The organism is Pseudomonas sp. NPDC088414, assembly GCF_044753325.1.
Taxonomy (GTDB): Bacteria; Pseudomonadota; Gammaproteobacteria; order Pseudomonadales; family Pseudomonadaceae; genus Aquipseudomonas.
Window position 1 is genome coordinate 197,655 of sequence record NZ_JBIVMY010000001.1, and the last position, 23,825, is coordinate 221,479.

The 23,825-nt window shown below is 61.2% G+C and carries 19 protein-coding genes; 9 read left to right on the forward strand and 10 right to left on the reverse strand.

Annotated elements, in window-relative coordinates:
* Window positions 1-74: 74 nt before the first annotated feature.
* From ACIP8I_RS00770 to ACIP8I_RS00795, 6 genes are all read right to left on the reverse strand, one after another.
* A complete protein-coding gene (locus ACIP8I_RS00770) occupies window positions 75-1,151 on the reverse strand; it encodes a GGDEF domain-containing protein (RefSeq protein WP_400757972.1) in 1,077 nt (358 codons plus the stop codon).
* Window positions 1,135-2,013 carry a DUF4434 family protein gene (locus ACIP8I_RS00775; RefSeq protein WP_400757974.1) on the reverse strand — a complete coding sequence of 293 codons (879 nt, stop codon included), beginning with the start codon at window positions 2,011-2,013 and terminating at the stop codon, window positions 1,135-1,137. The genes ACIP8I_RS00770 and ACIP8I_RS00775 overlap by 17 nt, the downstream gene beginning before the upstream one ends.
* Window positions 2,013-5,174, reverse strand: a complete 3,162-nt coding sequence (locus ACIP8I_RS00780; RefSeq protein ID WP_400757975.1) for a phage receptor — start codon at window positions 5,172-5,174, stop codon at window positions 2,013-2,015. Before ACIP8I_RS00780 ends, ACIP8I_RS00775 begins: the two co-directional genes overlap by 1 nt.
* On the reverse strand, window positions 5,171-7,345 hold the full coding sequence (gene nrfB / locus ACIP8I_RS00785) for a cyclic di-3',5'-guanylate-activated glycosyltransferase NrfB (protein WP_400757977.1): 2,175 nt from the start codon (window positions 7,343-7,345) through the stop codon (window positions 5,171-5,173). Before nrfB ends, ACIP8I_RS00780 begins: the two co-directional genes overlap by 4 nt.
* Window positions 7,342-8,496, reverse strand: coding sequence for a non-hydrolyzing UDP-N-acetylglucosamine 2-epimerase (gene wecB / locus ACIP8I_RS00790; RefSeq protein WP_400757978.1), 1,155 nt, complete (start codon window positions 8,494-8,496; stop codon window positions 7,342-7,344). Before wecB ends, nrfB begins: the two co-directional genes overlap by 4 nt.
* 176 nt (window positions 8,497-8,672) lie before the next feature.
* On the reverse strand, window positions 8,673-9,104 hold the full coding sequence (locus ACIP8I_RS00795; RefSeq protein ID WP_400757980.1) for a thioredoxin family protein: 432 nt from the start codon (window positions 9,102-9,104) through the stop codon (window positions 8,673-8,675).
* A gap of 720 nt (window positions 9,105-9,824) precedes the next feature.
* Between ACIP8I_RS00795 and ACIP8I_RS00800 the strand changes: the two genes are divergently transcribed.
* From ACIP8I_RS00800 to ACIP8I_RS00835, 8 genes are all read left to right on the forward strand, one after another.
* Window positions 9,825-10,673, forward strand: a complete 849-nt coding sequence (locus tag ACIP8I_RS00800; RefSeq protein WP_400757982.1) for a transporter substrate-binding domain-containing protein — start codon at window positions 9,825-9,827, stop codon at window positions 10,671-10,673.
* A gap of 51 nt (window positions 10,674-10,724) precedes the next feature.
* A complete protein-coding gene (locus tag ACIP8I_RS00805; protein ID WP_003225455.1) occupies window positions 10,725-11,387 on the forward strand; it encodes an amino acid ABC transporter permease in 663 nt (220 codons plus the stop codon).
* 9 nt (window positions 11,388-11,396) lie between these two features.
* Entirely contained in the window at window positions 11,397-12,059 is a 663-nt protein-coding gene (locus ACIP8I_RS00810; protein WP_367084370.1) for an amino acid ABC transporter permease, read from the forward strand.
* Window positions 12,056-12,853 carry an amino acid ABC transporter ATP-binding protein gene (locus tag ACIP8I_RS00815; RefSeq protein WP_123586512.1) on the forward strand — a complete coding sequence of 266 codons (798 nt, stop codon included), beginning with the start codon at window positions 12,056-12,058 and terminating at the stop codon, window positions 12,851-12,853. The genes ACIP8I_RS00810 and ACIP8I_RS00815 overlap by 4 nt, the downstream gene beginning before the upstream one ends.
* 29 nt (window positions 12,854-12,882) lie before the next feature.
* Entirely contained in the window at window positions 12,883-13,272 is a 390-nt protein-coding gene (locus ACIP8I_RS00820) for a RidA family protein (protein WP_016984340.1), read from the forward strand.
* A 210-nt stretch (window positions 13,273-13,482) separates the two neighbouring features.
* Complete coding sequence (locus tag ACIP8I_RS00825; protein WP_007965122.1) at window positions 13,483-14,247, forward strand: IclR family transcriptional regulator; 765 nt, start codon at window positions 13,483-13,485, stop codon at window positions 14,245-14,247.
* Window positions 14,248-14,290: 43 nt separating this feature from the next.
* The gene (locus ACIP8I_RS00830) at window positions 14,291-15,505 is read left to right on the forward strand and encodes an amino acid deaminase (protein WP_400757985.1); all 1,215 of its coding nucleotides are present in this window, start codon (window positions 14,291-14,293) and stop codon (window positions 15,503-15,505) included.
* Between the two features lie 139 nt (window positions 15,506-15,644).
* Window positions 15,645-16,580, forward strand: a complete 936-nt coding sequence (locus ACIP8I_RS00835; RefSeq protein ID WP_400757987.1) for a sugar kinase — start codon at window positions 15,645-15,647, stop codon at window positions 16,578-16,580.
* A gap of 123 nt (window positions 16,581-16,703) precedes the next feature.
* Here ACIP8I_RS00835 and ACIP8I_RS00840 read toward each other — a convergent pair whose 3' ends face one another.
* Window positions 16,704-16,979 (reverse strand): peptidylprolyl isomerase, encoded by a 276-nt coding sequence (locus ACIP8I_RS00840; protein ID WP_003225447.1) that lies wholly within the window; start codon window positions 16,977-16,979, stop codon window positions 16,704-16,706.
* 39 nt (window positions 16,980-17,018) lie between these two features.
* On the reverse strand, window positions 17,019-19,568 hold the full coding sequence (locus ACIP8I_RS00845; protein ID WP_400757989.1) for a PAS domain-containing protein: 2,550 nt from the start codon (window positions 19,566-19,568) through the stop codon (window positions 17,019-17,021).
* Between the two features lie 133 nt (window positions 19,569-19,701).
* Between ACIP8I_RS00845 and ACIP8I_RS00850 the strand changes: the two genes are divergently transcribed.
* The gene (locus tag ACIP8I_RS00850) at window positions 19,702-20,814 is read left to right on the forward strand and encodes a PilT/PilU family type 4a pilus ATPase (RefSeq protein WP_400757991.1); all 1,113 of its coding nucleotides are present in this window, start codon (window positions 19,702-19,704) and stop codon (window positions 20,812-20,814) included.
* 112 nt (window positions 20,815-20,926) lie between these two features.
* Here the strand turns inward: ACIP8I_RS00850 and ACIP8I_RS00855 are convergent, their stop codons facing one another.
* A complete protein-coding gene (locus ACIP8I_RS00855) occupies window positions 20,927-22,882 on the reverse strand; it encodes an acetoacetate--CoA ligase (RefSeq protein WP_400757993.1) in 1,956 nt (651 codons plus the stop codon).
* A gap of 167 nt (window positions 22,883-23,049) precedes the next feature.
* Window positions 23,050-23,823, reverse strand: coding sequence for a 3-hydroxybutyrate dehydrogenase (gene hbdH, locus ACIP8I_RS00860; RefSeq protein ID WP_047294787.1), 774 nt, complete (start codon window positions 23,821-23,823; stop codon window positions 23,050-23,052).
* Between the last annotated feature and the right edge of the window lie 2 nt (window positions 23,824-23,825).

The following is a 23,825-nucleotide window of genomic DNA, read 5'->3' on the forward strand; positions in this document are numbered from 1 at the left end:
ATTGGTCTGTGTACCTGCACATTCCCTGTGGGAGCGAGCCTGCTCGCGAATGCAATCTGTCCTGCACCACAAAATCACTGATGAAAGGTAAAGCGATCCTTGCCCGTATGCTTTGACTGATACAACGCGTCATCCGCCTTGACCAGCGCCTGATTCAAGGTATCGCCATCCTCCACCCGAGCCACACCCATGCTGATCGTGACCGGGTGCTGTGTCGGTTGCTCGCGAACCATCCGGCACAACTCGCCCGCCAGCGCCTCGACATCCTCGCGCCGCACACCCGTCAAGTAAATCGCAAACTCTTCGCCGCCCAGACGCGCGAAATCGTGCTGCGCCATCACCGTTTTGATATCGGCGGCCACGCGTTTCAGCACTTCATCGCCAATGTCGTGACCGTACACATCATTCACTTTCTTGAAGTTGTCGATGTCGATCATCGCCAGGTAATGGTCGTGCTCGCGAGGGACCGCTTGCAGGTGTTTTTGCGCGACGGTCATGAACGATCGACGGTTAGGGATTTCGGTCAGCGTGTCGTTATAGGCCTGATCCAGCAGCAGCCGGGACATGATGTAGTTGTAGAGCTTGGCCTCACGCAGTTTGAGAAAGGTGTAGATCGTCAACGAGCAGAGAAACACGCTGTAGCAAGCGGTCATCACGCCACGCAGCTCAATCAGGGTAGTGGGGGTGTTGATGAACGGGTTGAGGACCAGCCAGATGATCACTTGCGTCGCAAAGAACGCCCAGCGACTCAGTGGCAACACCGAGACGCTATACAGCATGCTGGCCGCAGCGAGTACCAGCCAGGAGCTATGAACGGCAGGCGGGATGCCGGTGACGATCAATCGCACGCCAACGGTAAGGCCGAGTACGAACAGCAGCGTGATCACGTCAAAATACCGGGCCTTGCGGGTGAAGCCCAGCACCACGGTCAGCGTTGCAAAGAACGTGACGAAGGCCATCGAGCGCCAGGTGAAGCCCTGTTCACCGAGGAAACTGACGACCAGATCGAACACCAGCCAGATCGCAATACTGGCGGCGTAGATCAGCAGGCTGAATGTGTGCAGCCGTTCGAATTCATGCTGGATGAACTCGGCCCGCAACTCGGCGGGCGCGGTTTTTTTCAGTACCTGCTCTTCAATGAGTTTGTACATTGCTGCTTTGCTGTTTGCGCTGGTTGTCGAGGATCACCCGGCCCCACGGGCGGTAACGCAGGGAAAATACCGCGCTGGCGTGGCAGCCTGTGGAGGTCGCATCGGGCGGCGCAGGTTCGGCACGAAAGGCCTGCCCCTCGGCACTGACCTGCCGAAATGCCTCGCGCACGATGCCCACGGAGCAGGGCAGTGCATTGGCGTAACCGCTGCGTACCACCGGTGACAGTTTCTTGGTGCCAGCGCCATCCTGCCACCACACCTGAATCCCGACGGCGCTCAGTTCGCCCAGCCATTGCCCGTTTACCCCCGGCGCGAGTTTGCCGGCGCTGAATGCACTGATGTGCAACGGTGCATCGAGCTTGCTGGCGAAATCCTTGAGCTGGCGTTGCAATGTGGCTCGGCGATCTGTCGCCAGGAAGTGCAAGTCGTCCAGCTCCAGTGGCAGATACCAGCCACTGACTGGCAGCTTCCAGTCCTCGCGCAATGTTTGCTGTTGCGCCAGTGACTGGCCCAACTGTGCCTGCCAGTAGGTGCCGAGGCCGGCACTGTCGAGTTCGTCGATGCGCTGGTAATAGGCCGGATCCATCTTCAACCCGAGCACCAGTTGCAAGCCATGTTGTTGCGCCAGTTTCAGACTGTTGGCGAGCCAGCCACTGGCGCCGCCAAAGTCCGAATCGCCATAGGCTGTCCACTGCACGATCACGGTGCGGGCACCCTGACGCGCAGTGTCTTGCCAGATTTGCTGCCACTGAGCCTGACTGAGGCTGGCATCGACATTCAGCGGTTGGTAAAACACGCGCTCGTCGGCACGCACAAAGACTGCGCCAAGCAGCAGACAGAAAAACATCATCCAGCGCGCCATCAGAAATTCCACTCCACGCCCAGTAACACACCGTTGCCACCGTCATACAGATTGCCGCCCAGCGATTGCTGGTACTCGGTGCGCACCGTCAGTTTCGAGCGGTAAGCGTTGTAGCGATCATCGTCATACCACCATTGCCAGCGCAGACCGACCCCGGTGCGCAGATCCTGGCGCCAGTCGTTGCTCGGGTCCTGACTGGCGAATTCGAGAAAGCCATACGGCATGATCGTCTGTGCGGCGTTGGACGACAGCTTCCACGCATGCCCTTGCTGGAAGCGCGACAGCCACTGATGGTCGCCAGCCTTGGTCCACCACGCGGCATCCAGGTAGAGAAAACGCTCATCCCAGTCGCTTTCATCGACGCGCCAGTCGTTGCGGTACTGGCCCTGATCGAGGAACGAGGCTGTGGCGCGCAACAGGTAGTCGGTGGTGGTGTGGCCGTCCTGGCGATGATCGTCGAGCTGATCGGAGAGCTTGTGCGGGTTGATCATCTGCCCCAGGCTCAGGCCGTGATTGTCCTGCTCATCGAACTGGCTCTGCTTGTAGATTTCAGCGTAGAGGTTGATGTTTTGCGTGCCCCACGGCTTGTAGCGCAGACCAACCCCCGCCGCAGCGGATTCAGCGTAGCTGGAGCGGCTCTGACCACCGAGCAGAACCCGCCCGTAGACTGACAGCGTGCTGCCCGCGCGACTCGGTTCTTCGCCCAGAGCGTGGTCCCACATCGCCACTTGCACGTTCTGCGAGCTGGCACTGCGGCGTGTACCTTTGCTGTTGTCGTCGCGCAGGAAATCGTTGGTCGAGACCCCTGCCGGCGACCAGGTGCTGGCGAGGGTGAAGCTGTCACGACGCGACAGGGTTTCGTGGGTACGACGCTGGCGGTAGCGCCGGGCTTCCATGCTGCCGTCTTCGTCGTCGGCGGCAACCGGGTTCTGCTCCAGATCAATGACCCGACGCAGCTCCTTGCGCGCCGAGGCGCTGTCTTCGACTTCGTCATAACGCCACGCCAGGGTTTCGCCGAGACGGTAATCCTCAGGGAAATCCCGGGTGGCTTGCTGCAGGTACGGAATCGCCCGGGCGCGTTCTTCGCGAGTCGGCGCGCCGGACAGGCGCATACCGTAATCGGCGCGGTAACGCGGGTTGTCCGGCTCACGGCGTACCGCTTCCGCGAGCCACGCATTGCTTTGCGCCAGGTCGCCGGCCTTTTGTGCGGTGACAGACGCGGCATAGAAATGCCCGGCATCCGGCGCTTGCTGCAAGGCCTGACGCTGGCGCTGCAAGGCCTGGGGATGATCGCCTCGGGCATCGGCAATCGCTGCGCCGAGCGCCCATTCGTTGGCGCCGCGAGTCCTGCTTTGTTGCCAGTAACCCTCGGCAGCCTGGCTGTCACCGGCATTCAGCGCGCTACGGCTGGCGGTCAGGCGGGCGTTGTCGCTGAGTTCGGCGGCAGGAGTGCTGCGCCAGATCGCCAAGGCACCTGCGGAATCGCCCGCAGCTTCCAGTGCGTAGGCCAATGGCAAACGGCTGCTGCGGTCACCGAGTTTTTCCGCTTGCTGGTAATAAACCACCGCTTCACCGGGGCGATCCGGCATGGCGCAACGGCCGAGCGCACGATAATCGCCAGCGGCTTGCGGGTGATTGCCAAGCGCTTGCTGAACAGCATTGCACTGACCGTTTTCCGCCAGTTGCGCAAGCAATTGGCCGCGAGTGGCACCGTCGATATGACGGATCAGTGACGCCATCCGCTGCTGCTGTGCGGGCGTGGTCTCTTTGGCTGACGCGTAGATTTCGGCCAGACGCTGCAGCGCGGTGCCTGGCAGGCGTGCGCCGAAGCGGTCATAGGCGTTTTCCAGCAGTTCCTGAGCGTGGGCACGATCACCGCTGTCGAGTGCGAGGAAACTGGCCTGATTCAGCGACGCCAGATCGCCGGTCTGACGGTAGTGGTATTCCCACAGCGTTTGCTCCTCGGTGCGGCGCCCCATGGTTTGGGCCAGTTGCGCGCGGCGTTTGACCACCGCCGGGGTCTGTTGTTGCCCGGCGAGCCAGACCATGACCTTGCTGCTCTGGCCCTGTTCCTGCCAGACATCGAGCAGTTGCGCCTGTCGCCGACTCTCCCACGGTTGCGGCAACGTCGTGCTCTGCAGCAGATCGGTGGCTTGCAGGCGCTGGGCGAGCACCAGCCACGCTTTTGGATCATCGCTTGGCTGGCAACTGCGCAGTTGTGTCAGTGCGGCTTCAGGGTCGTGACGCGACAACCAGTCGGCGGTTTCCAGGCAAGGGCGCTGCAGGTCGTTGCTCAGGCGTTGAACGCTGGGCACATCGTCGGTCTGGCGTGCCAGTTCCCACAGCCGCTGGCGTTGCGCCGGATCCGCCAGGTCTTCGGCAGGCAGTGACTGCAGCCAGCGCTGAGCCTGTTGATCGTGGCCCATGGCGATGGCGCGATCGACCATCGCCAGGCGCACCTTGCGCGCGGCCGCAGGACTTGGGGCCTGTTGCAGCAGTTGTTGCAGCGGTTTTTCGTCCAGGCGCTGCACATAGGCGTTGGCCAGACGTTGCCAGCCCTCGGCATCCAGTTGGTTGCGCGCCGCGAGCGGTGCCAGTTGCTCGATGGTGCCGCTCCAGTCGCGCAGTTGCTCGGACCAGTTGGCGCGGGCCAGACGCAAAATATTGTCGTCGCCCTTGGGCGCCAGTTGCGCCAGCCAGTCGTGGGCCTTGGCTGCGCCGCCGAATTTGGCCAGGCTCAGGCTGTAGGCCTGCCACAGGCGCACGCGGTCATTGAGGTCGCTGGTCGCCATCCATTGCTCGACCTGGGTGCTGTTCGGCGGATCCTGTTCGATCCAGGTCAGACGCAAGTCCAGCGTGGCTTCGCTGTCATTGGCCGGTAAGGCTTCGACGGCGTCCTTGTAACGCCGCTGTTTAGCCAGCGATTCCACCAGCAACGCCCGCGCTTCGTCGTTCTTCGGGACCTTTTCCAGCAGATGGCGCATCAGCCGTTCGACTTCTTTCCAGTTGCCTTTTTTGGCTTCGCGGTAGCTGCGATCCATGTAGGGATAGCTGCGGAACTGTTCAAAGTCGCTCAGGGGCGCGGCGTGCAGCGGGTAGGCGCTGCTCAGGACGAGCAACAGGCTGCCCATCAGCAAGGTGTGACGATGTACGGGTTTCATGCGACCTCCCGGACGATGCGGTAAGCCGCTTGTTGTTCACTGGCCTGATCGGCCAGGGCTTGCTGGAGCACTTGCTCCGTGATCATGCCGCGGGAAATCAGGTATTCACCGAGGGACATCTTGTCCGCGTCGAAATCGATCAGCGCCTGATTGAACAGGGTCGGCGGCACCATGCCGCGCACCTGCAGCAGGTTGCCAAGCAACACCTGATGGCGGCTGACACGTTCCAGCAGGGCTTCGTCGTCCTGATGGCGCTCAAGCACTTGCAGCATGTGACGCACTTCCTCATTTTGCCGGGGGCTGGCGTACCAGTAGCGAATCCCCAGCGTCACGCGGCCCTGTGGTGCCAGTCGGCAGCGCACCGGGCGTTTCAATTGGCGACTGATGGCGCCGAGCGAAACCTGGCTGACCGGGCCTTCGGAGGCCAGCACCAGAGTCTCGCCTTCCTCGGCGACCGGCAGCACGCCGTAGTGGGTCGCAACCCGGCGCGGCACGGCGTCGATCAGACGTTTGTCGAGCTTGAACGGATTGAGCGGTGCCCATTCCAGGTCGAGCTGTTCGGCCAGTTCTTGCACCAGTTGGGTGCTGTTGATGTACTCACGCAGCAGCAGTTCGCGACCAAGACGGCGACGTACCGGGCTGGTGATCGCGGCTTCGAGTTGCTCTTCGGTGAGCAGGCCTTTATCCACTAGGCGATGACCCAAGGGGGTACGCTGGGCCTTGGTCAATGCTGGAAATTCGTGGGTTGTCTTGTCCCAGGCTACGCGCCGCGAATCGCCCATCTCCATGACCTGACGCAGCGCGCGCAGGTTGGCGAAGAAGTTGACGAAGTTGCTCCACATCATGCGGGGTGCCGAGAGCAGGCCCTCGACCAGCCCGTAATAACGGGTAACGAACCAACCGCGCTGAAACAGCCGGTTGAGCAGCATGAAGCCGTTGAGCCAGAGCAATACCGAGAGCAGCGAGCTGTCGGAGAGAATCGATGGATAGCGCCACGAGTCGGGCGAAATCACCGTAATCAGCCACATCGCGATCAGCACCACGAACAGCAGGTTGACCAGAAAACTCAACATGTAGGCGATCAGGCCGCGACGGTCACGCCACAGGAAGTAGTTGAGCAGGCCCTTGCGGCTCCAGCCGAGGTTCTTGGTGCCCTGAAAGACGATGCCAACGATCCAGCGCGATTTCTGCCGGATCGCATGTTGCAGGTCGCGAGGAAAATGCTCGCGCACGCAGATCACTTGGGAGAACTCGCGGTTCATGCCGAGCACCCACGGTTGCTCCAGTGCCAGCTTCGGATCACTGACCGAGTAACGGGCAAAGATGCACTTCATGCCTTTTTGCTTGAGGCGGAAGCCGATGTCGTAGTCCTCGGTGAGACTCTGCACATCGAAGGCGATGCCGTCGCCGTCTTCGAGCAGGGCGCTGATCGCCTTGCGACTGAAGCAGGTGCCGACCCCGGCGCTCGGCACCTGGCCGGTCAGGGCTTCGCGGACGATGACATCCTTGCCGTGGTTCTCGGCGAACTCGTCGACATAGTGCCCGGCGGTAAAACCTTTCCATTCGGGGGCGTAGGGGTAGACCGGGATCTGGATCAGGTCCTTGTTCGGCAGCAGATAGTTGAACAGGCGCAATTCCATCGGCGAAATCACGTCTTCGGCGTCGTGCAGGATGAAGCCGGCGAACTGGATTTTCGCCTCGCTTTCAAAGCGCAAAATCGCGTCGATGATGTTGTTCAGGCAGTCGGCCTTGCTGGTCGGGCCGGGGCGGGCGCAGACCACTTTGTGCACGTTGGGGTAGTGCTGGCAGACCGCGTCGACGTCGGCCTGGGTTTCGGCGTCGTTGGGGTAGGTGCCGACGAAAATCTGATAGTTCTCGTAATCGATGGTCGAGGCTGCCAGTCGTGCCATTTCGCCGACCACACCGACTTCATTCCACGCCGGTACCATGATTGCCAGGGGCTTTTCGGGAATGGTGTAGAGCCGCTGTTCGTCGGCGCGCTCGAATTTTTCGTAGATCCGCCAGCGCCGGATCAGCTTGCGGAACCAGTAGACCAGGTCGATGAACAGGTCATCCAGACCGAGGAAGAACATCAACAGGGCGAGGCCAATCGCCACATATTTAAGAGCAAACAGCACGTACGCAAAGAAGTCGACCCAACCCAGACTCATACGTCGGTACCCGCCGCCGAGCGAGCGCTCAGCCAGGCGTGGAGGCGGGTGGCGATCAGTTCACTGGCGTGGCCGTCGCCGTAGGGAAAGTGCACGCGGCTCATGCGGGCGTAGGTGTCTTTGTCGTCCAGTAAACGGCTGGACTCTTCGACGATACGTGCCTTGTCGGTTCCCACCAGCAGCATGGTGCCGCTTTCCAGCACCGACGGCCGTTCGGTCACATCGCGTAGCACCAGCAACGGTTTGCCGATGGCCGGCGCTTCTTCCTGTACACCACCGGAATCGGTGAGGATGAAATGCGCCCGACCCATCAACCAGACAAAATTCGGGTAGTCCTGCGGGGCGATCAGATAGATGTTGGGTTTGTCCGAGAGAGTGCCATACACCACTTCCTGCACCAGCGGGTTGAGGTGTACCGGGTAGACAAACTGTACTTGCGGGTAACGCTCGGCGAGTTCGGCCAGCGCCTGACAGATGTTGCGAAAGCCATCGCCGATGTTTTCCCGGCGATGGCTGGTGATCAGGATCATCCGGCGTTGATCATCGAGTACAGCCAGCGGCGAGTCTGCGGCGGGCTGCCAGTGGGTTTGTTGCTGGTGATCGCGCATCCACAGCAAGGCATCGATCACGGTATTGCCGGTGATCTCGATGTTGTCCTCGGGCACGCCTTCGCGCAGGAGATTGGCGGCTGTCTTTGAGGTCGGCGGGAAATGCAGGTCGGCGATCACCCCGGTCAGACGCCGGTTGGCTTCCTCCGGCCAGGGGGCGCGCAGGTTGCCGGTACGCAGGCCCGCTTCGACGTGGCCGATCGGCAATTGGCGGTTGAACGCGGCGAGGGCGGCGATGAAGCTGGTAGTGGTGTCACCGTGTACCAGCACGATGTCCGGTTTGATGCGTTCGTAGGCCTGGTCGAGCTGTCCGAGCAGGTTCTGCGAGAGGCCGTTGATGGTCTGGCCCTGAGTCATCACTTGCAGGTCTTCGTCGACCGTCAGTTCAAAGGCGTCGAGCACCTGGGTGAGCATCTCCCGATGCTGGCCGGTGGAACAGATGTTCAGTTGGATGTCAGGCCACTGACGCAGAACCCGGGCCAACGGGGCCATTTTGATGGCCTCCGGACGAGTACCGAAAACCATCATGACTTTGAACGACATTGACCCCTCCTGGGACATGGCAACGCCGGGCGAAAACGCCGCGAGCGTGTGTTCTCTTGCTGAGAAATAAAGAAAAGCAGCCGGATGGGAGCTTGTCCAATCCGGCGCGAGGCTTGTGTGTTACCGATGATTTGGAACGAAAGTGCCATCGATTGAATGGCACTTAGGTGGCACTTTCAGCAAAAGTTCCGCTGACGTGGGCGAGGGAGGGTGCAGAGGGTACGCAGGGTATGACGCAGCCAGAGCAGATCATGCTGTGGCTGGCGGGCCAGGGCAGGCGCTTTGGTTCTGCCGATGTGTCGGGCGAAATCTTCACTTAATGTTTCTGCCGTGCCGATGCCTTTGAGCTTCTTCATGAGTTTGCCGTTCTTGTAGAACAACACGGTCGGCGTGCCGGTAACCAGCGGATGACGCGGCGACTCACGGGTATTGAGCATGTAAATGTTGGCCCGCAGCCGATACGGCTCGGCCACCTCGCGAAACACCGGCCCGGCCCATTCGCAGGCGGGGCAGTGTTCGTTGGCGAAGTACAGGATCACCGGACGCCAGGTTTTCAGGGCTTTGCGGTAGACCGGAGCCAGATTGGAAATGGTCTTGGCAGCACTCATTGAGAACTCCTTTTTCAACGACCTCGAAGGTTCGATGACGTTAAAGGAGGGTGCAAAACCGGTCTACTGTCAGAAATTACAGGTGGCCCGTGGATTCGCGAGATTTTTCCCACTTTTTTGAAGGACCGACCCGACATGAAACCCGGAAATGTGGAATGTCGGGACGTGATACCTTTTTCACTCCTCCGAAAACGGAGGTGGGATTTATATCGTGCTTTATGTCGTAGCGAGAATTTCTGGATTGAAACGAAATCCCATTGCCACCGTCGCCGCTGGTGACAGTAAAACTGTCGTAGTCCTTCATCGGCTCCAGCCCGTTTTCAATTGCGCGTCTGAAAAGGAGTATGAAGAGATGATGGATAAACTAGAGGATCAGGAGCTGATCATGTTGTGTGAGGAGCGAGAAAGTGATCCCTTTTTTAAAGTCTCGCTAGATGACCTATGAGACAAAATCCGAACTTCAATCGCGTTGCACCGAATCCGCCCATCCGTGCTCCATCTGGGAACCTGCTACTCGCTATTTGTAGCCTAAGGTAGCGCAGCCCATCAGCACCCGCACCTGATTCGATTTTTCGCATTTCCTGCATCCTGTTGATTCCAAAAACATTTAACCCCTCTACAGATTCCCTCTGATTCCTGTGGCACACTTTCTGCTGTCTATTCCGTAGTAACAAACCGTGTTCCGGTATAGCGGAATAAACATCATCTGGAGTGCTTGCCATGCATCGCCGTCCTTCGTTGTTCAAAGCGTGTGTTTTTGTTCTTGCGGCTTCGTCCGCTGTGATGGGCATGGCCCAGGCAGCCGATAGCAAGCTCGACAGTGTTCTGGCCCGTGGCAAGTTGATCGTGGGCACCGGCAGCACCAATGCGCCGTGGCACTTCCAGGGGGCGGATGGCAAGTTGCAGGGTTTTGACATTGATATCGCCAGGATGGTGGCCAAAGGGCTGTTCAATGACCCGAACAAGGTCGAGTTCGTTGTGCAGTCCTCCGATGCGCGGATTCCCAATCTGCTGACCGACAAGGTCGACATGAGCTGCCAGTTCATCACCGTCACTGCCAGCCGTGCGCAGCAAGTGGCATTTACCCTGCCGTACTACCGTGAAGGTGTCGGCCTGCTGCTGGCGGCCAACAGCAAGTACAAGGAAATCGAAGACCTGCAGGCCGCTGGCGACAGCGTCACCGTGGCCGTGCTGCAAAACGTCTATGCCGAAGAATTGGTGCATCAGGCGCTGTCCAAGGCCAAGGTCGATCAGTACGACAGCGTCGACCTGATGTATCAGGCGGTGAACTCCGGCCGCGCCGACACCGCCGCCACTGATCAGTCGTCGGTCAAATACCTGATGGTGCAGAACCCTGGGCGCTACCGCAGCCCGACCTACGCCTGGAGCCCGCAGACCTACGCTTGCGCAGTCAAACGCGGCGATCAGGACTGGCTGAATTTCGTCAACACCGCCCTGCATGAAGCCATGACCGGCGTTGAGTTCCCGACTTACGCGGCCTCCTTCAAGCAATGGTTCGGTGTCGACCTGCCGTCGCCGGCGATCGGTTTCCCTGTCGAATTCAAATGACTCCGTGAGAGTGGGGCGATACAAATCGCCCCGCTGAAGGTACTGCTGACCATGAACTATCAGTTGAACTTTGCCGCCGTATGGCGCGATTTCGACACCTTGCTGGCGGGGCTCGGTCTGGGCCTCGAACTGGCGCTGGTGTCGATCGCCATCGGCTGCGTGATCGGCCTGCTGATGGCGTTTGCCTTGCTGTCGAAGCATCGCGCCTTGCGGGTGCTGGCCTCGGTGTACGTCACGGTGGTGCGTAACACGCCGATTCTGGTGTTGATTCTGTTGATCTACTTTGCCTTGCCAAGCCTGGGCATTCGTCTGGACAAGATCCCGTCGTTCATCATCACGTTGTCGCTGTATGCCGGGGCCTATCTGACCGAAGTGTTCCGTGGCGGCTTGCTGAGCATTCCCAAAGGCCAGCGTGAGGCCGGGCTGGCGATCGGACTCGGTGAGTGGCAGGTCAAGGCCTACGTCACCGTGCCGGTCATGCTGCGCAACGTGTTGCCGGCGCTGTCGAACAACTTCATCTCGCTGTTCAAGGACACCTCGCTGGCCGCCGCGATTGCGGTGCCGGAGCTGACCTATTACGCGCGCAAGATCAACGTCGAGAGCTACCGGGTGATCGAAACCTGGCTGGTGACCACGGCGCTGTATGTCGCGGCCTGTTACCTCATTGCCATGCTGCTGCGTTACCTCGAGCAGCGTCTGGCGATCCGCCGATAGGAGGCTGCGATGTACGAATCTCCCAGTTGGTTGCATGAATTGTGGGTGGCACGCGAGACGTTGCTGCAAGGCTTTCTGACAAGCGTGCAGGTGTCGGCGCTGGCGATTCTGTTCGGCACATTGCTCGGGGTTGTCACCGGTCTGATGCTGACTTACGGCAAGTTCTGGATGCGCGCGCCGTTCCGCTTTTATGTCGACATTATTCGCGGCACGCCGGTGTTTGTACTGGTGCTGGCCTGCTTCTATATGGCGCCGGCGCTGGGCTGGCAGATCAGCGCGTTCCAGGCCGGTGCGCTGGGCCTGACGCTGTTCTGCGGCTCGCACGTCGCCGAGATCGTGCGCGGTGCCTTGCAGGCATTGCCACGCGGGCAGATGGAGGCGAGCAAGGCGATCGGCCTGACGTTTTATCAGTCTCTCGGCTACGTGCTGTTGCCCCAGGCGTTGCGGCAGATCCTGCCGACCTGGGTCAACTCGTCCACCGAAATCGTCAAGGCTTCGACCTTGCTCTCGGTGATCGGCGTCGCTGAATTGCTGCTCAGCACCCAACAGATCATCGCCCGGACTTTCATGACTCTGGAGTTCTACCTGTTCGCCGGTTTTCTGTTCTTCGTCATCAACTACGGCATCGAATTACTCGGCCGGCACATTGAAAAGCGGGTGGCCCTGCCATGACTCAAGCTCAAGTTTCCAACGTTCAGCACGCTCAGCCGCTGCTGGACATCCGTGGCCTGCACAAGCAGTACGGCGCAGTCGAAGTGCTCAAGGGCGTCGACCTGAGCATGCAGCGCGGTAACGTCGTGACGCTGATCGGCTCCAGCGGTTCGGGCAAGACCACCCTGCTGCGCTGCGTGAACATGCTCGAAGAGTTTCAGGGCGGGCAGATCCTGCTTGATGGCGAGTCCATCGGCTATGACGAGGTCGGCGGTAAACGCGTGCGTCATGCGGAAAAAGTCATCGCCCGCCATCGTGCCATGACCGGCATGGCCTTCCAGCAGTTCAACCTGTTCCCGCATCTGACCGCGTTGCAGAACGTCACCCTCGGTCTGCTCAAGGTAAAGAAAATGCACAAGGACCAAGCCGTGGTGCTGGCCGAGAAATGGCTGGAGCGGGTCGGCCTGCTGGAACGGCGCAATCACTTTCCCGGGCAGTTGTCCGGCGGGCAGCAACAGCGCGTGGCGATTGCCCGGGCGATTGCGATGAACCCGAGCCTGATGCTGTTCGACGAAGTCACCTCGGCCCTCGACCCGGAGCTGGTCGGTGAAGTGCTTAACGTGATCAAGGGTCTGGCCGAAGACGGCATGACCATGTTGCTGGTGACCCACGAGATGCGTTTCGCCTTCGAGGTCTCGGACAAGATCGTGTTCATGAATCAGGGGCGCATCGAAGAGCAGGGTCCGCCCAAGGAACTGTTCGAACGCCCGCAATCACCGCGTCTGGCTGAGTTTCTCAAGAGCACGCGGTTCTAATTTTTGTTTTGTAACCAGGAGAAGTACCCATGAGCATTACTCGATACGGCACCGGCAGCACCGCCGCTGGCGGTCAGCCACGTCCCTTCGCGCGCGCCGTTGAAGCGGATGGCTGGCTGCACGTGTCCGGCCAGGTGCCGGCGGTGGATGGCGAGATCATCGTTGGCGGCATCGTCGAACAGACCCACCAGACCATGAAGAACCTGATCGCGATTCTCGAAGAGGCCGGTTATGGCCTGGAAGATGTGGTGCGGGCCGGCGTATGGCTGGACGATCCAAGGGATTTCAGCAGTTTCAACAAGGTTTTCGGCGAGTACTTCAAACCCGAGCACGCCCCGGCACGGGCCTGTGTGCAGGCGAGCATGATGGTCGATTGCAAGGTCGAGATTGACTGCATCGCCTACAAGAAAAAGGTTTGAGTGATGGCTGCCCCTCACCCTAACCCTCTCCCGGAGGGAGAGGGGACTGGTCTGTATCGATGCGAATTTTGCGTAAGACGCTTACATTTACATCGATACGGTCAGGCTCCCTCTACCTCCGGGAGAGGGCGGGGGGTGAGGGCCTCGATCCAACTGACACAACACCTCAGGCCAGTTACCATCCCGGCACTTTTTATGGGAACCACTGACATGACCGAAGACACCATCAAACGCCGGGCCCGTGGTCTGGACCGGGCGTTCGATATCCTCGATTTCCTCAAGGAGATCGGCCAGCCGCTGCGTCCGAACGACATCGCCAACGGTATCGGCAGCCCGAAATCCACGGTCTACGAACTGGTGGCGTCGCTGCTGGAACGACGGATTCTGGAGCCGGTGGGCAAGGACGGTCACGTCTATCTCGGACGTCAGTTGTACTTCCTCGGGCAGGCGCATCTGCGCCATTTCGACCTCAGCCGCGAGGCCGATCACGCCTTGCAGGAGATCGTCAGCCAGACCCGGGAAACCGCGCAGATGTGCCTGCTCAACGGGCGCAAATACACGGTGGCGCTGATGAAGGAGGGCGAGCGGCATTTCCGCATTTCGTCCGACATCGGCGAAAACGCACCGATCCCGTGGACCGCGTCCGGGCGCTTGCTGCTGGCGCATTTGAGCGACCAGCAGATCATCGATCTGATCGACGAAGACGACTACATCCTGCCCGACGGCGAGCGCCTGCCGCTGGAGCGCTTTCTGGCAGAGATCCGGCAGGCCGGCATCGACGGTTTCTTCTCCTTCGACAGCGTGGCCGACACCTTCACCCATTGCTTTGCTGCTCCGGTCAAAGACCCCAGTGGCATCGCCATCTGCACCCTGTGCATCGTCGCCCCACGGGCCGATGCGAAGAACAATTACGACGACTATCGCCGGGTGCTGATCGAGAGCGCCAACAGCCTCGCCCGGCGCATCAACGAATAACCGCGGCTGCTTGTGGCCGCGACTGAATGCGAGGAATTTGACCATGACGACTGCCATCAATACCGCTGTGGAAAAGGGCGACGCTGCCATTGGCGCGCAGCTTGTGCGTGACGTCAGCCTGCCGGCGCTGGTGCTGCACCGCGAGGCGCTGGAGCACAACATTCGCTGGATGCAGAAGTTCGTCAGCGACAGCGGCGCCGAGCTCGCGCCCCACGGCAAGACCAGCATGACCCCGGCGCTGTTCCAGCGTCAGCTCGACGCCGGCGCCTGGGGCATCACCCTGGCCAGCGCCACCCAGACCCGCGCCGCGTATGCCCACGGCGTGCGCCGGGTGTTGATGGCCAACCAACTGGTCGGCACGCCGAACATGGCGCTGATTGCCGATCTGCTGGCCGACCCGGATTTCGATTTCTACTGCATGGTCGATCACCCGGACAACGTCGCCGATCTCGGCGCCTACTTCGCCTCGCGCGGAGTCAAGTTGAACGTGATGATCGAGTACGGCGTGGTCGGCGGCCGTTGCGGTTGCCGCAGCGAGCAGGAAGTCATCGCGCTGGCCCAGGCGATCAACGCGCAACCGGCGCTGGCCCTGACCGGCATCGAAGGTTACGAAGGGGTGATCCACGGCGATCACGCGGTCAGCGGCATTCGCGAATTCGCCGCGTCACTGGTGCGACTGGCGGTACAACTGCAGGACAGCGGCGCGTTTGCCATTGCCAAGCCGATCATCACTGCCTCGGGGTCGGCGTGGTACGACCTGATCGCCGAGTCGTTCGAATCGCAGAACGCGAGCGGACGCTTCCTCAGCGTGCTGCGCCCGGGCAGTTATGTCGCCCACGACCATGGTATCTACAAGGAAGCGCAATGCTGCGTGCTGGATCGTCGCAGTGATCTGCACGAAGGCCTGCGTCCGGCGCTGGAAGTCTGGGCGCACGTGCAATCGCTGCCGGAGCCTGGTTTCGCGGTGATCGCCCTCGGCAAACGTGATGTGGCATTCGATGCCGGACTGCCGGTGCCGCTGCTGCGCTACAAGGCCGGCGTGGTGCCGGCGGTCGGCGATGATGTCGGCGCGTGCAAGGTGACGGCAGTGATGGACCAGCATGCGTTCATGAGCGTGGCGCCGGGGGTTGAGTTGCGGGTGGGCGACATCATTTCCTTCGGCACCTCGCACCCGTGTCTGACGTTCGACAAGTGGCGGGTGGGGTTGCTGGTGGATGAGCAGTTGGTGGTGGTCGAGAGCATGGAGACTTGTTTCTAAGGCTTGGAACCGCGTTGCGGCCAATCGCTGGCAAGCCAGCTCCCACAGGGATCTCATGAACTGTGAAGATTGTGTGGGAGCTGGCTTGCCAGCGATGAGGCCGGATCAAACACCACCGAATCAGCAGAGACAGCACAAGATGAGCACCCTCAGCCCCCTGGGCCCGAACACTCCGCGCATTGCCCTGATCGGCGAGTGCATGATCGAACTCCAGCACCGCGCCGATGGCAGCCTGCAGCAAAGCTTCGGCGGCGATACCTTGAACACCGCGGTGTACCTGTCCCGCGGCCTCGGCGAGAAAGCCCAGGTCGATTACGTCACCGCGCTGGGCGATGACAGCTTCAGCGACGCCATGTGCCAGAGCTGGGCTGACGAAGGCATTGGCCTGGATCTCGTGCAACGCCTGCCCGGTCGTTTGCCGGGCCTGTACTGCATCCAGACCGACGCCAATGGCGAGCGGCGTTTTCTCTACTGGCGCAATGAAGCGGCGGTGCGCGATTGTTTCACCACTCCAGCGGCCGAGCCGATTCTGGCGGCGCTGCCGGACTACGACGTCCTTTATTTCAGCGGCATCACCCTCGCAGTGCTGGGGGCCAAGGGCCGCGAGCGCTTGATCCAGACCCTGATCGAAGCCCGCCAGCGCGATGCGCGGATCGTCTTCGACAACAACTATCGGCCACGTTTGTGGGCCTCACAGGAAGAGGCGCGGGCGGCCTATCGCAGCGTGTTGCCGCATGTCGATCTGGCATTGCTGACCGTGGATGACGAACAGGCGCTGTTCCATTTTGTCGATTGCGACGCGGTGTTCGAGGCGTACGCGCAGATCGGCACGCCGGAAGTGGTGCTCAAGCGCGGCGCCGAGGCGTGTCTGATTCGTTGTGATGGCGAGGCGTTTGAAGTGCCAGCGCAGAAGGTCGAGAAGGTGGTGGATACGACGGCGGCGGGGGATTCGTTCAGTGCGGCGTATCTGGCGAGCCGCTTGCTGGGGGGCAGTCCGGTGGAGGCGGCGCAGGCGGGGCATTTACTGGCGAGTCGGGTCATCCAGTTTCCGGGAGCGTTGATTCCTAAAGAATGAGTGTTCTTGTGGCGAGGGAGCTTGCTCCCGCTCGACTGCGCAGCAGGCGCAAGCCTTATTGGGGCGGCTCCGCCACCCAGCGGGAGCAAGCTCCCTCGCCACAAACGCCAGAAAGCAAAGCCTTCAATCGCGGAAAAACACCTGCACCAGGTGATAGCCGAACTTGCTCTTGATCGGCCCATGCACCGTGCGCAGCGGCTTCTTGAAGATCACCGCATCAATCGCGCCGACCATCTGTCCCGGCCGCACTTCACCCAGATCACCGCCGCGCTTGCCGGACGGGCAGGTCGAGTACTTCTTCGCCAGTACATCGAACGCTTCGCCCTTGGCAATGCGTTGCTTGAGCTGTTCGGCCTCTTCGGCGGTTTTCACCAGAATATGGCGGGCTTGGGCTTTCATCGTGCGATACCTGTAACGGGGTGACGGCGGGGCGCGGGATTATGCCTCAAGTGACGGCGTTTGGTTGATCATCTCGCGGATCTTGTTGGCCAGCACTTCAATCGAAAACGGCTTGGACACCATGTCCATGCCATCCTCCAGAAAGCCCTGACGCTCGGCGGCTTTCTGCGCGTAACCGGTCATGAACAGCACTTTCAGGCCCGGACGATGCTGGCGGGCGATTTCCGCCAGTTGCCGGCCATTCATCCCCGGCAGACCGACATCGGTCACCAGCAGATCCACGCGCATCTCCGATTCCAGCAGCGGCAGGGCGGCGCTGGCGTCGGCGGCTTCGTGGGCGAGGTAACCCAGCTCCTTGAGCAGATCGAGCACCAGCATGCGCACTGCCGGGTCATCTTCAACCACCACCACGGTTTCGCCACAGGTGGCCGTCGGCGCGGCACCGAGGGTTTCCACGACTGGCCGTTCCGGTTCCAGCAGGTTCAGGCGCGGCAAGTATAGGCGCACACAGGTGCCCTGATTCGGCAGACTGTCGAGGCTGACATGCCCGCCCGACTGTTGGGCGAAGCCATAAATCATCGACAGCCCGAGCCCGGTGCCCTGGCCGATCGGTTTGGTGGTGAAGAACGGATCGAACGCCTTGGCGCGCACCGACGGCGTCATGCCGGTGCCGTTGTCGCTGACCGCCAGCATCAGGTAGTCGCCGGCCTTGACCGGTTCGAGGGTGGTGATGTCGTTGCCGTCGAGGTAGACGTTGGCGGTTTCGATCAGCAGCTCGCCGCCATCGGGCATGGCGTCGCGGGCGTTGATCACCAGGTTGAGCAGGGCATTTTCCAGTTGGCTGACGTCGGTGCTGATCGGCCAGACATCGTCGGCCAGATTCAGTATGAGTTCGATCGGATCGCCCTTGGTGCGGCGGATCAAATCCTCCAGCGAATGAATCAGTTCGTTGACGTTGAGGGTCTTGCGGTCCAGCGACTGCCGGCGCGAGAACGCCAGCAGCCGATGGGTCAGCGCCGCCGCTCGGTTGGCCGACGACACCGCCGCTTCGGTGAAACGGCCGATTTCATCGGCGCGGCCGTCGGCGATGTAACGCTGCATCAGGTCCAGACTGCCGATGATTCCGGTGAGCATGTTATTGAAGTCGTGGGCGATACCGCCGGTGAGCTGGCCGACCGCCTCCATCTTTTGCGCATGGCGCAACGCGTCTTCGGCGCGCTCGCGTTCGAACATTTCGTTCTGCAGGCGTTGATTGGCCTGGGCCAGTTGTTCGGTGCGGGCGCTGACCCGTTCTTCCAGGGTTTCGTTGAGATTGCGCAAGGCTTCTTCGGTTTTTTTTCGTTCGGATTCGTCGATCACGAAAATATAGAAACCGTTGACTGAGCCGTCGGCGCCGTGGCGCGGCAGGTAATTCATCAGCGCATGGCGGTTGCTGCCGTCGCGATGCGGGGTGTACAGGCTGAACGAGCAGGGCCGCCCGGCCAGCGCTTCGGCGATATAGGGCGCGCGCAGGAAGTAGGCTTCTTCGCCGATCACTTCGCGAATGGTGCGGCCATACAGCTCCTGCGGCGTCAGGCCATACCAGTCCAGATACGCCGCATTGTTCAGGCGGAAGCGCTCTTCGTGGTCGACGTAACTGATGAGGATCGGCATTGCATTGATGATCAGCTGCAATTCCGTCTGGCTCTGGCGCAGCGCCTGCTCGGTGTGCTTGCGCTCGGTCAGATCCAGCGCGGCGCCGAGGAAGCGCACCGGTCGCCCGTGGTGATCCTTGTAACAGCGACCCCGGGCAAACACCCAGCGCAGTTCACCGTCGGCTTTCAGCAGGCGATATTCCTCGGCGTACTCGGTGCCGTGGGTGATGCAATGCTTGATGCTGCGGGCGATCAGGGCGCGGTCCTCGGGGTGCACGCCTTGCAGGTAATCGCTGATCGGCAACAGGCTGGCCAGCGCCGGGTCGATGCCGTGCAATTGGGCGAAATGCGCGTCGGCGATGAAGCGGTCTTCACCGATGTCCCAATCCCAGGTGCCGACCGCATCGGTGGCGGCCAGCGCCAGTTGCAGGCGTTCCTCGGTATCGCGCTGGGCCTTGAGGCTTTCGTCGGAGCGGCGTTGCAGTTCGAGGGCGATGCGTCGGCGCTCGTTGGTTTCGATAGCCGTCACCAGAATCCCCGCCACCTGGGTGTTTTCATCGCGGATGGGGCTGTAGGTCAGGTCCAGCCAGAAGTCGGATTCCTTGCCTTCACGTTGCAGGGTAAATCGTCGTTCGCTGTAGGTACGCACCTGGCCTTGTAGGACGGCTCGATAAATCGGGTCGGTAAAGTCCTGAAGTTCTGGCCATATAAGGTGCGCGGGCTGTCCGAAAGCGTGCGGATGCTTGCTCCCGGCGAGCATTGCAAAGCCATTGTTGTAGATCTGCGTGAGCTGCGGCCCCCACAACAGCAGCATCGGCATCGGTGAGTGAATCACGATGTCCACCGCGGTGCGCAGGCTTTGCGGCCAGGTGCCAGAAGCGCCCAACGGAGTGCGGCTCCAGTCGGTACGGGCGATCAGGGCTTGGGCGTCATCGGGGGAGGGTGCTGCGTTCATCACATGTATCCTGAGCGTCGGTCAGTGCGTTGGCATCTACTATTCTTGCACTTGCGGTAGACGCTGTATGACCCGTTACGTCACGACACTGGGTCATTTCTGTTAATTGAATGCTTCGCGGGTGCTATTTGCCATGGAAATCGACGCACTTTTGCTCCGTCTGTCGAGCCAGCACGGCTCTGACCTGTTCCTGTCCACGGGAGCGCCACCCAGTGCGCGCATCGATGGCGTGCTGACGCCGTTCAGCGAGCGGCCGTTCAAGCCCGGTGAGGTCGAGGCCATCGCCAACTCCTTGATGGACGCCGAGCAGCGGCGCGAGTTCGATCGGGATCTGGAAATGAACCTGGCGATTTCCCGTACGGGCGTCGGGCGTTTTCGGGTGAACATCTTCAAGCAACGCAATGATGTGTCAATCGTGATCCGCAACGTCAAACTCGATATCCCGCGATTCGAAGACCTGAAACTGCCGCCGGTACTGCTGGAAACGGTGATGCTCAAACAAGGGCTGATCCTGTTCGTTGGCGCCACCGACTCCGGTAAATCCACCTCGCTGGCAGCGCTGATTGACCACCGCAACCGCCACAGCAGCGGGCACATCATCACCATCGAAGACCCGGTGGAGTATATCCATCGGCACCAGCGCTCGATCATCAATCAACGCGAAGTCGGCGTCGATACCCGCAGTTTCCATGCGGCGCTGAAAAACACCCTGCGCCAGGCCCCGGACGTGGTGCTGATCGGCGAGATCCGCGACCGCGAAACCATGGAGCATGCGCTGACGTTTGCCGACACCGGGCATCTGGTGCTGTCGACGCTGCATGCGCACAACGCCAATCAAGCGCTGGACCGTATCGTCAATCTATTCCCCGAAGAGCGCCGCCCGCAGTTGCTGCATGCGCTGGGCAACAATCTCAAGGCCTTTGTTTCGCAACGGCTGGTGCGCACTGTTGATGGGCAGCGCCGGGCGGCGGTCGAAGTGATGCTTGGCACGCCGACCATCGCCGACCTGATCCGCCGCAACGAGTTGGGCGAACTCAAGGGCATCATGGAGAAGTCCGGCGAGGTCGGCATGCAGACCTTCGACGCGGCGCTGTACGGGCTGGTGGTGGAGGGCGTGATCAGTGAAGACGAAGCGCTCAAACATGCCGATTCGCAGAACAATCTGCGCCTGCGTTTGAAGCTGCACGCCGAGACGGGCCCGGCGCCCGCGCCTTCATCATCAGGCGAGTGGGGCTTGATGGACTGAACACCGTTCCCCTGTAGGAGCCAGCCTGCTGGCGATGGCGGCGTATCAGTTGATATTTGTATGGATGACACTTCGCTATCGCCAGCAGGCTGGCTCCTACAGGGGAACGGTGTTAGTCCGACAGCTCCGGGCGACTGCGAAACTGCTCCAGCGCTTCAGGATTGGCCAACGCATCGGTATTTTTCACCGGCTCGCCATGCACCACATTGCGCACCGCGAGTTCCACCACCTTGCCGCTGATGGTGCGCGGAATATCGGTCACCGCGACGATCTTCGCCGGGACATGGCGCGGTGTGGTGTTGGCGCGGATCACCTGGCGGATCTGCTGTTGCAGGGCGTCATCCAGCGTCAAGCCATCCTGCAGACGGACAAACAGCACTACGCGCACATCGTCCTGCCATTGCTGTCCGATCGCCACGCTGTCCAGCACCTGCGGGACTTTCTCGACCTGACGATAGATTTCCGCCGTGCCGATGCGCACGCCGCCGGGGTTGAGCACCGCGTCGGAGCGGCCGTGGATCAGCATCCCGCCGTGGGGCAATTGCTCGGCGTAGTCGCCCTGGGCCCAGACGCCGGGGAACAGGCTGAAATAGGATTTGCGCAGCTTTTCGCCGTCAGGGTCGTGCCACAGGCCGACGGGCATGGCTGGGAAGTGCCGGGTGCAGACCAGTTCGCCTTTTTCGCCGATCACTGCGACGCCTTTGTCATTCCATACTTCAACGGCCATGCCCAGGCTCTTGCCCATGATCTCGCCTCGGCGCACGGGCGACAGCGGGTTGCCGTTGACGAAGCACGACACCACATCGGTGCCGCCGGACATCGACGCCAGGCACACATCGCGCTTGAAGTCGCGGTAGACGAAGTCGTAGCTCTGCGGCGACAGCGCGGAACCGGTACACAGCAAGGTCTTCAGGCTACTCAGATCATGGCTGTGCGCAGGCTTCAAGCCGCTGCTTTCCAGTGTCGCGAGAAACTTCGGGCTGGTGCCGAACACGCTGATGCGCTCGTCGTCGATCAGATCCAGCAGTCGTTCATGGCCGGGGTGAAACGGCGAACCGTCATACAGCACTACTGCGCTGCCGACGGCTAGAGCCGAGACCAGCCAGTTCCACATCATCCAGCCGCAAGTGGTGTAGTAGAACAACCGGTCACCGGGGCCGAGATCGACGTGCAGGCCATGCTCCTTGGCATGCTGCAGCAGTACGCCGCCGGTGCTGTGCACGATGCATTTGGGTACGCCGGTGGTGCCGCTGGAATACAGCACGTACAACGGATGATTGAACGGCACCGGGACAAACCGCGGTTCGCTGCCGGGTTGGTAAAAGTCGTCCCACAACGTCACGTTGGCGTGGCTGTGGTAATCCTCGACATGGGCCTGCGCGCGAGCGTAGGGGACGATGATCAACTGCTGCAGCGACGGCAGTTGCGCGAGGATTTCGTTGACCTTGGTGGTCTGGTCGATGTCTTTGCCGGCGTAACGGTAGCCGGCGCAGGTGATCAACACTTTGGGTTCGATCTGGCCGAAACGGTCGATCACCCCGTGGGTGCCGAAGTCCGGCGACGAGCACGACCAGATCGCGCCGAGGCTGGTGGTCGCGAGCATCGCCACCAGGGTCTGCCAGGTGTTGGGCATGCACGCGGCCACGCGGTCGCCGAGGCCGACACCGGCGGCTTGCAGGCTGGCCTGAAAACCGGCGACGTGCTCGGCCAGTTCGGCCCAGGTCAGCTGTTCGCGCTGACCGTTTTCCGCCACGGCGATCACTGCAACGGCATCGTCACGACGGCGCAGCAGGTGTTCGGCAAAATTCAGGGTCGCGCCGGGAAACCATTCGGCACTGGGCATCTGCGCGCCTTCACGCAGGACGGCGTCGGGCTGGGTGTGAAAGCGGATGTCGAAGAGGTCGACGATCGCCTGCCAGAACGCTTCGCGCTGATCCACGCTCCAGCGGTGCAGGTCGGTGTAGCTGCTCAGGGCCAGACCATGACGCTGATTGATATCGCGGCGGAACTGATCCATGCGCGATTGGGCGATACGCTCGGCATCGGGTTGCCAGAGGAGGTCGGACATTGGTTTGCCTCTTGTTGTGTTGTGCAAGCACGCAGGCCAGGGTGTAGCACTTAATTCTGTGGCGAGGGAGCTTGCTCCCGATCGGCTGCGCAGCAGTCGTAAATTGCCGGGGGCGCCTTCGCCACCCAGCGGGAGCAAGCTCCCTCGCCACAGCGGTTTCGCGTCGTTTATTGCGCCAACCAGCCCCCATCAATATTCCACGCCGCCCCCCGCACCTGGCTGCCAGCCTCGCTGCACAGGAACAACACCAATTCCCCCAGATGCTGCGGCGTAACGAACTCCAGCGACGGCTGCTTCTCCGCCAGCAAATCATGCTGCGCCTGCTGCGGATCGACGCCTTTGGCCGCACGATCGTCGATCTGCTTCTGCACCAGTGGCGTCAGCACCCAGCCCGGGCAGATCGCGTTGCAAGTGACGTTGCTGGTGGCTGTTTCCAGGCCAACCACTTTGGTCAAGCCGATCACCCCATGCTTGGCCGCAACATACGCAGCCTTGCCAGTCGAACCCACCTGACCATGCACCGAGGCAATGTTGACGATCCGCCCCCAGCCCTTGGCGCGCATGCCCGGCAGGCTCAGGCGGGTGCTGTGGAACACCGATGACAGGTTGATCGCGATGATCGAGTCCCAGCGCTCCACCGGAAACTCCTCCACGGCCGCCACGTGCTGAATCCCGGCGTTGTTGACCAGAATGTCGACGCCGCCGAATTCGCGTTCGGCGTAAGCGATCATGTCGGCAATCTGCGCCGGGTCGCTGACGTCCGCCGGATGATGACCGACCTTGCCACCAAACTGGCCGACTTCGGCGATCACGCTCGAGGCATCACCGAAACCGTTGAGAATCAGGTTGGCGCCGGCCTTGGCCAGGCTCAGGGCGATGCCCAGACCGATGCCGCTGGTGGAACCGGTAACCAGTGCGGTCTTGCCCGAAAGAGTCGTCATGA

Excerpts from the sequence above, each read along its gene's own strand:
- ACIP8I_RS00770 (WP_400757972.1), bottom strand. The coding sequence starts at position 1,151 with ATGTACAAACTCATTGAAGAGCAGGTACTGAAAAAAACCGCGCCCGCC.
- ACIP8I_RS00775 (WP_400757974.1), bottom strand. The coding sequence starts at position 2,013 with ATGGCGCGCTGGATGATGTTTTTCTGTCTGCTGCTTGGCGCAGTCTTT.
- ACIP8I_RS00780 (WP_400757975.1), bottom strand. The coding sequence starts at position 5,174 with ATGAAACCCGTACATCGTCACACCTTGCTGATGGGCAGCCTGTTGCTC.
- nrfB (WP_400757977.1), bottom strand. The coding sequence starts at position 7,345 with ATGAGTCTGGGTTGGGTCGACTTCTTTGCGTACGTGCTGTTTGCTCTT.
- wecB (WP_400757978.1), bottom strand. The coding sequence starts at position 8,496 with ATGTCGTTCAAAGTCATGATGGTTTTCGGTACTCGTCCGGAGGCCATC.
- ACIP8I_RS00795 (WP_400757980.1), bottom strand. The coding sequence starts at position 9,104 with ATGAGTGCTGCCAAGACCATTTCCAATCTGGCTCCGGTCTACCGCAAA.
- ACIP8I_RS00800 (WP_400757982.1), top strand. The coding sequence starts at position 9,825 with ATGCATCGCCGTCCTTCGTTGTTCAAAGCGTGTGTTTTTGTTCTTGCG.
- ACIP8I_RS00805 (WP_003225455.1), top strand. The coding sequence starts at position 10,725 with ATGAACTATCAGTTGAACTTTGCCGCCGTATGGCGCGATTTCGACACC.
- ACIP8I_RS00810 (WP_367084370.1), top strand. The coding sequence starts at position 11,397 with ATGTACGAATCTCCCAGTTGGTTGCATGAATTGTGGGTGGCACGCGAG.
- ACIP8I_RS00815 (WP_123586512.1), top strand. The coding sequence starts at position 12,056 with ATGACTCAAGCTCAAGTTTCCAACGTTCAGCACGCTCAGCCGCTGCTG.
- ACIP8I_RS00820 (WP_016984340.1), top strand. The coding sequence starts at position 12,883 with ATGAGCATTACTCGATACGGCACCGGCAGCACCGCCGCTGGCGGTCAG.
- ACIP8I_RS00825 (WP_007965122.1), top strand. The coding sequence starts at position 13,483 with ATGACCGAAGACACCATCAAACGCCGGGCCCGTGGTCTGGACCGGGCG.
- ACIP8I_RS00830 (WP_400757985.1), top strand. The coding sequence starts at position 14,291 with ATGACGACTGCCATCAATACCGCTGTGGAAAAGGGCGACGCTGCCATT.
- ACIP8I_RS00835 (WP_400757987.1), top strand. The coding sequence starts at position 15,645 with ATGAGCACCCTCAGCCCCCTGGGCCCGAACACTCCGCGCATTGCCCTG.
- ACIP8I_RS00840 (WP_003225447.1), bottom strand. The coding sequence starts at position 16,979 with ATGAAAGCCCAAGCCCGCCATATTCTGGTGAAAACCGCCGAAGAGGCC.
- ACIP8I_RS00845 (WP_400757989.1), bottom strand. The coding sequence starts at position 19,568 with ATGAACGCAGCACCCTCCCCCGATGACGCCCAAGCCCTGATCGCCCGT.
- ACIP8I_RS00850 (WP_400757991.1), top strand. The coding sequence starts at position 19,702 with ATGGAAATCGACGCACTTTTGCTCCGTCTGTCGAGCCAGCACGGCTCT.
- ACIP8I_RS00855 (WP_400757993.1), bottom strand. The coding sequence starts at position 22,882 with ATGTCCGACCTCCTCTGGCAACCCGATGCCGAGCGTATCGCCCAATCG.
- hbdH (WP_047294787.1), bottom strand. The coding sequence starts at position 23,823 with ATGACGACTCTTTCGGGCAAGACCGCACTGGTTACCGGTTCCACCAGC.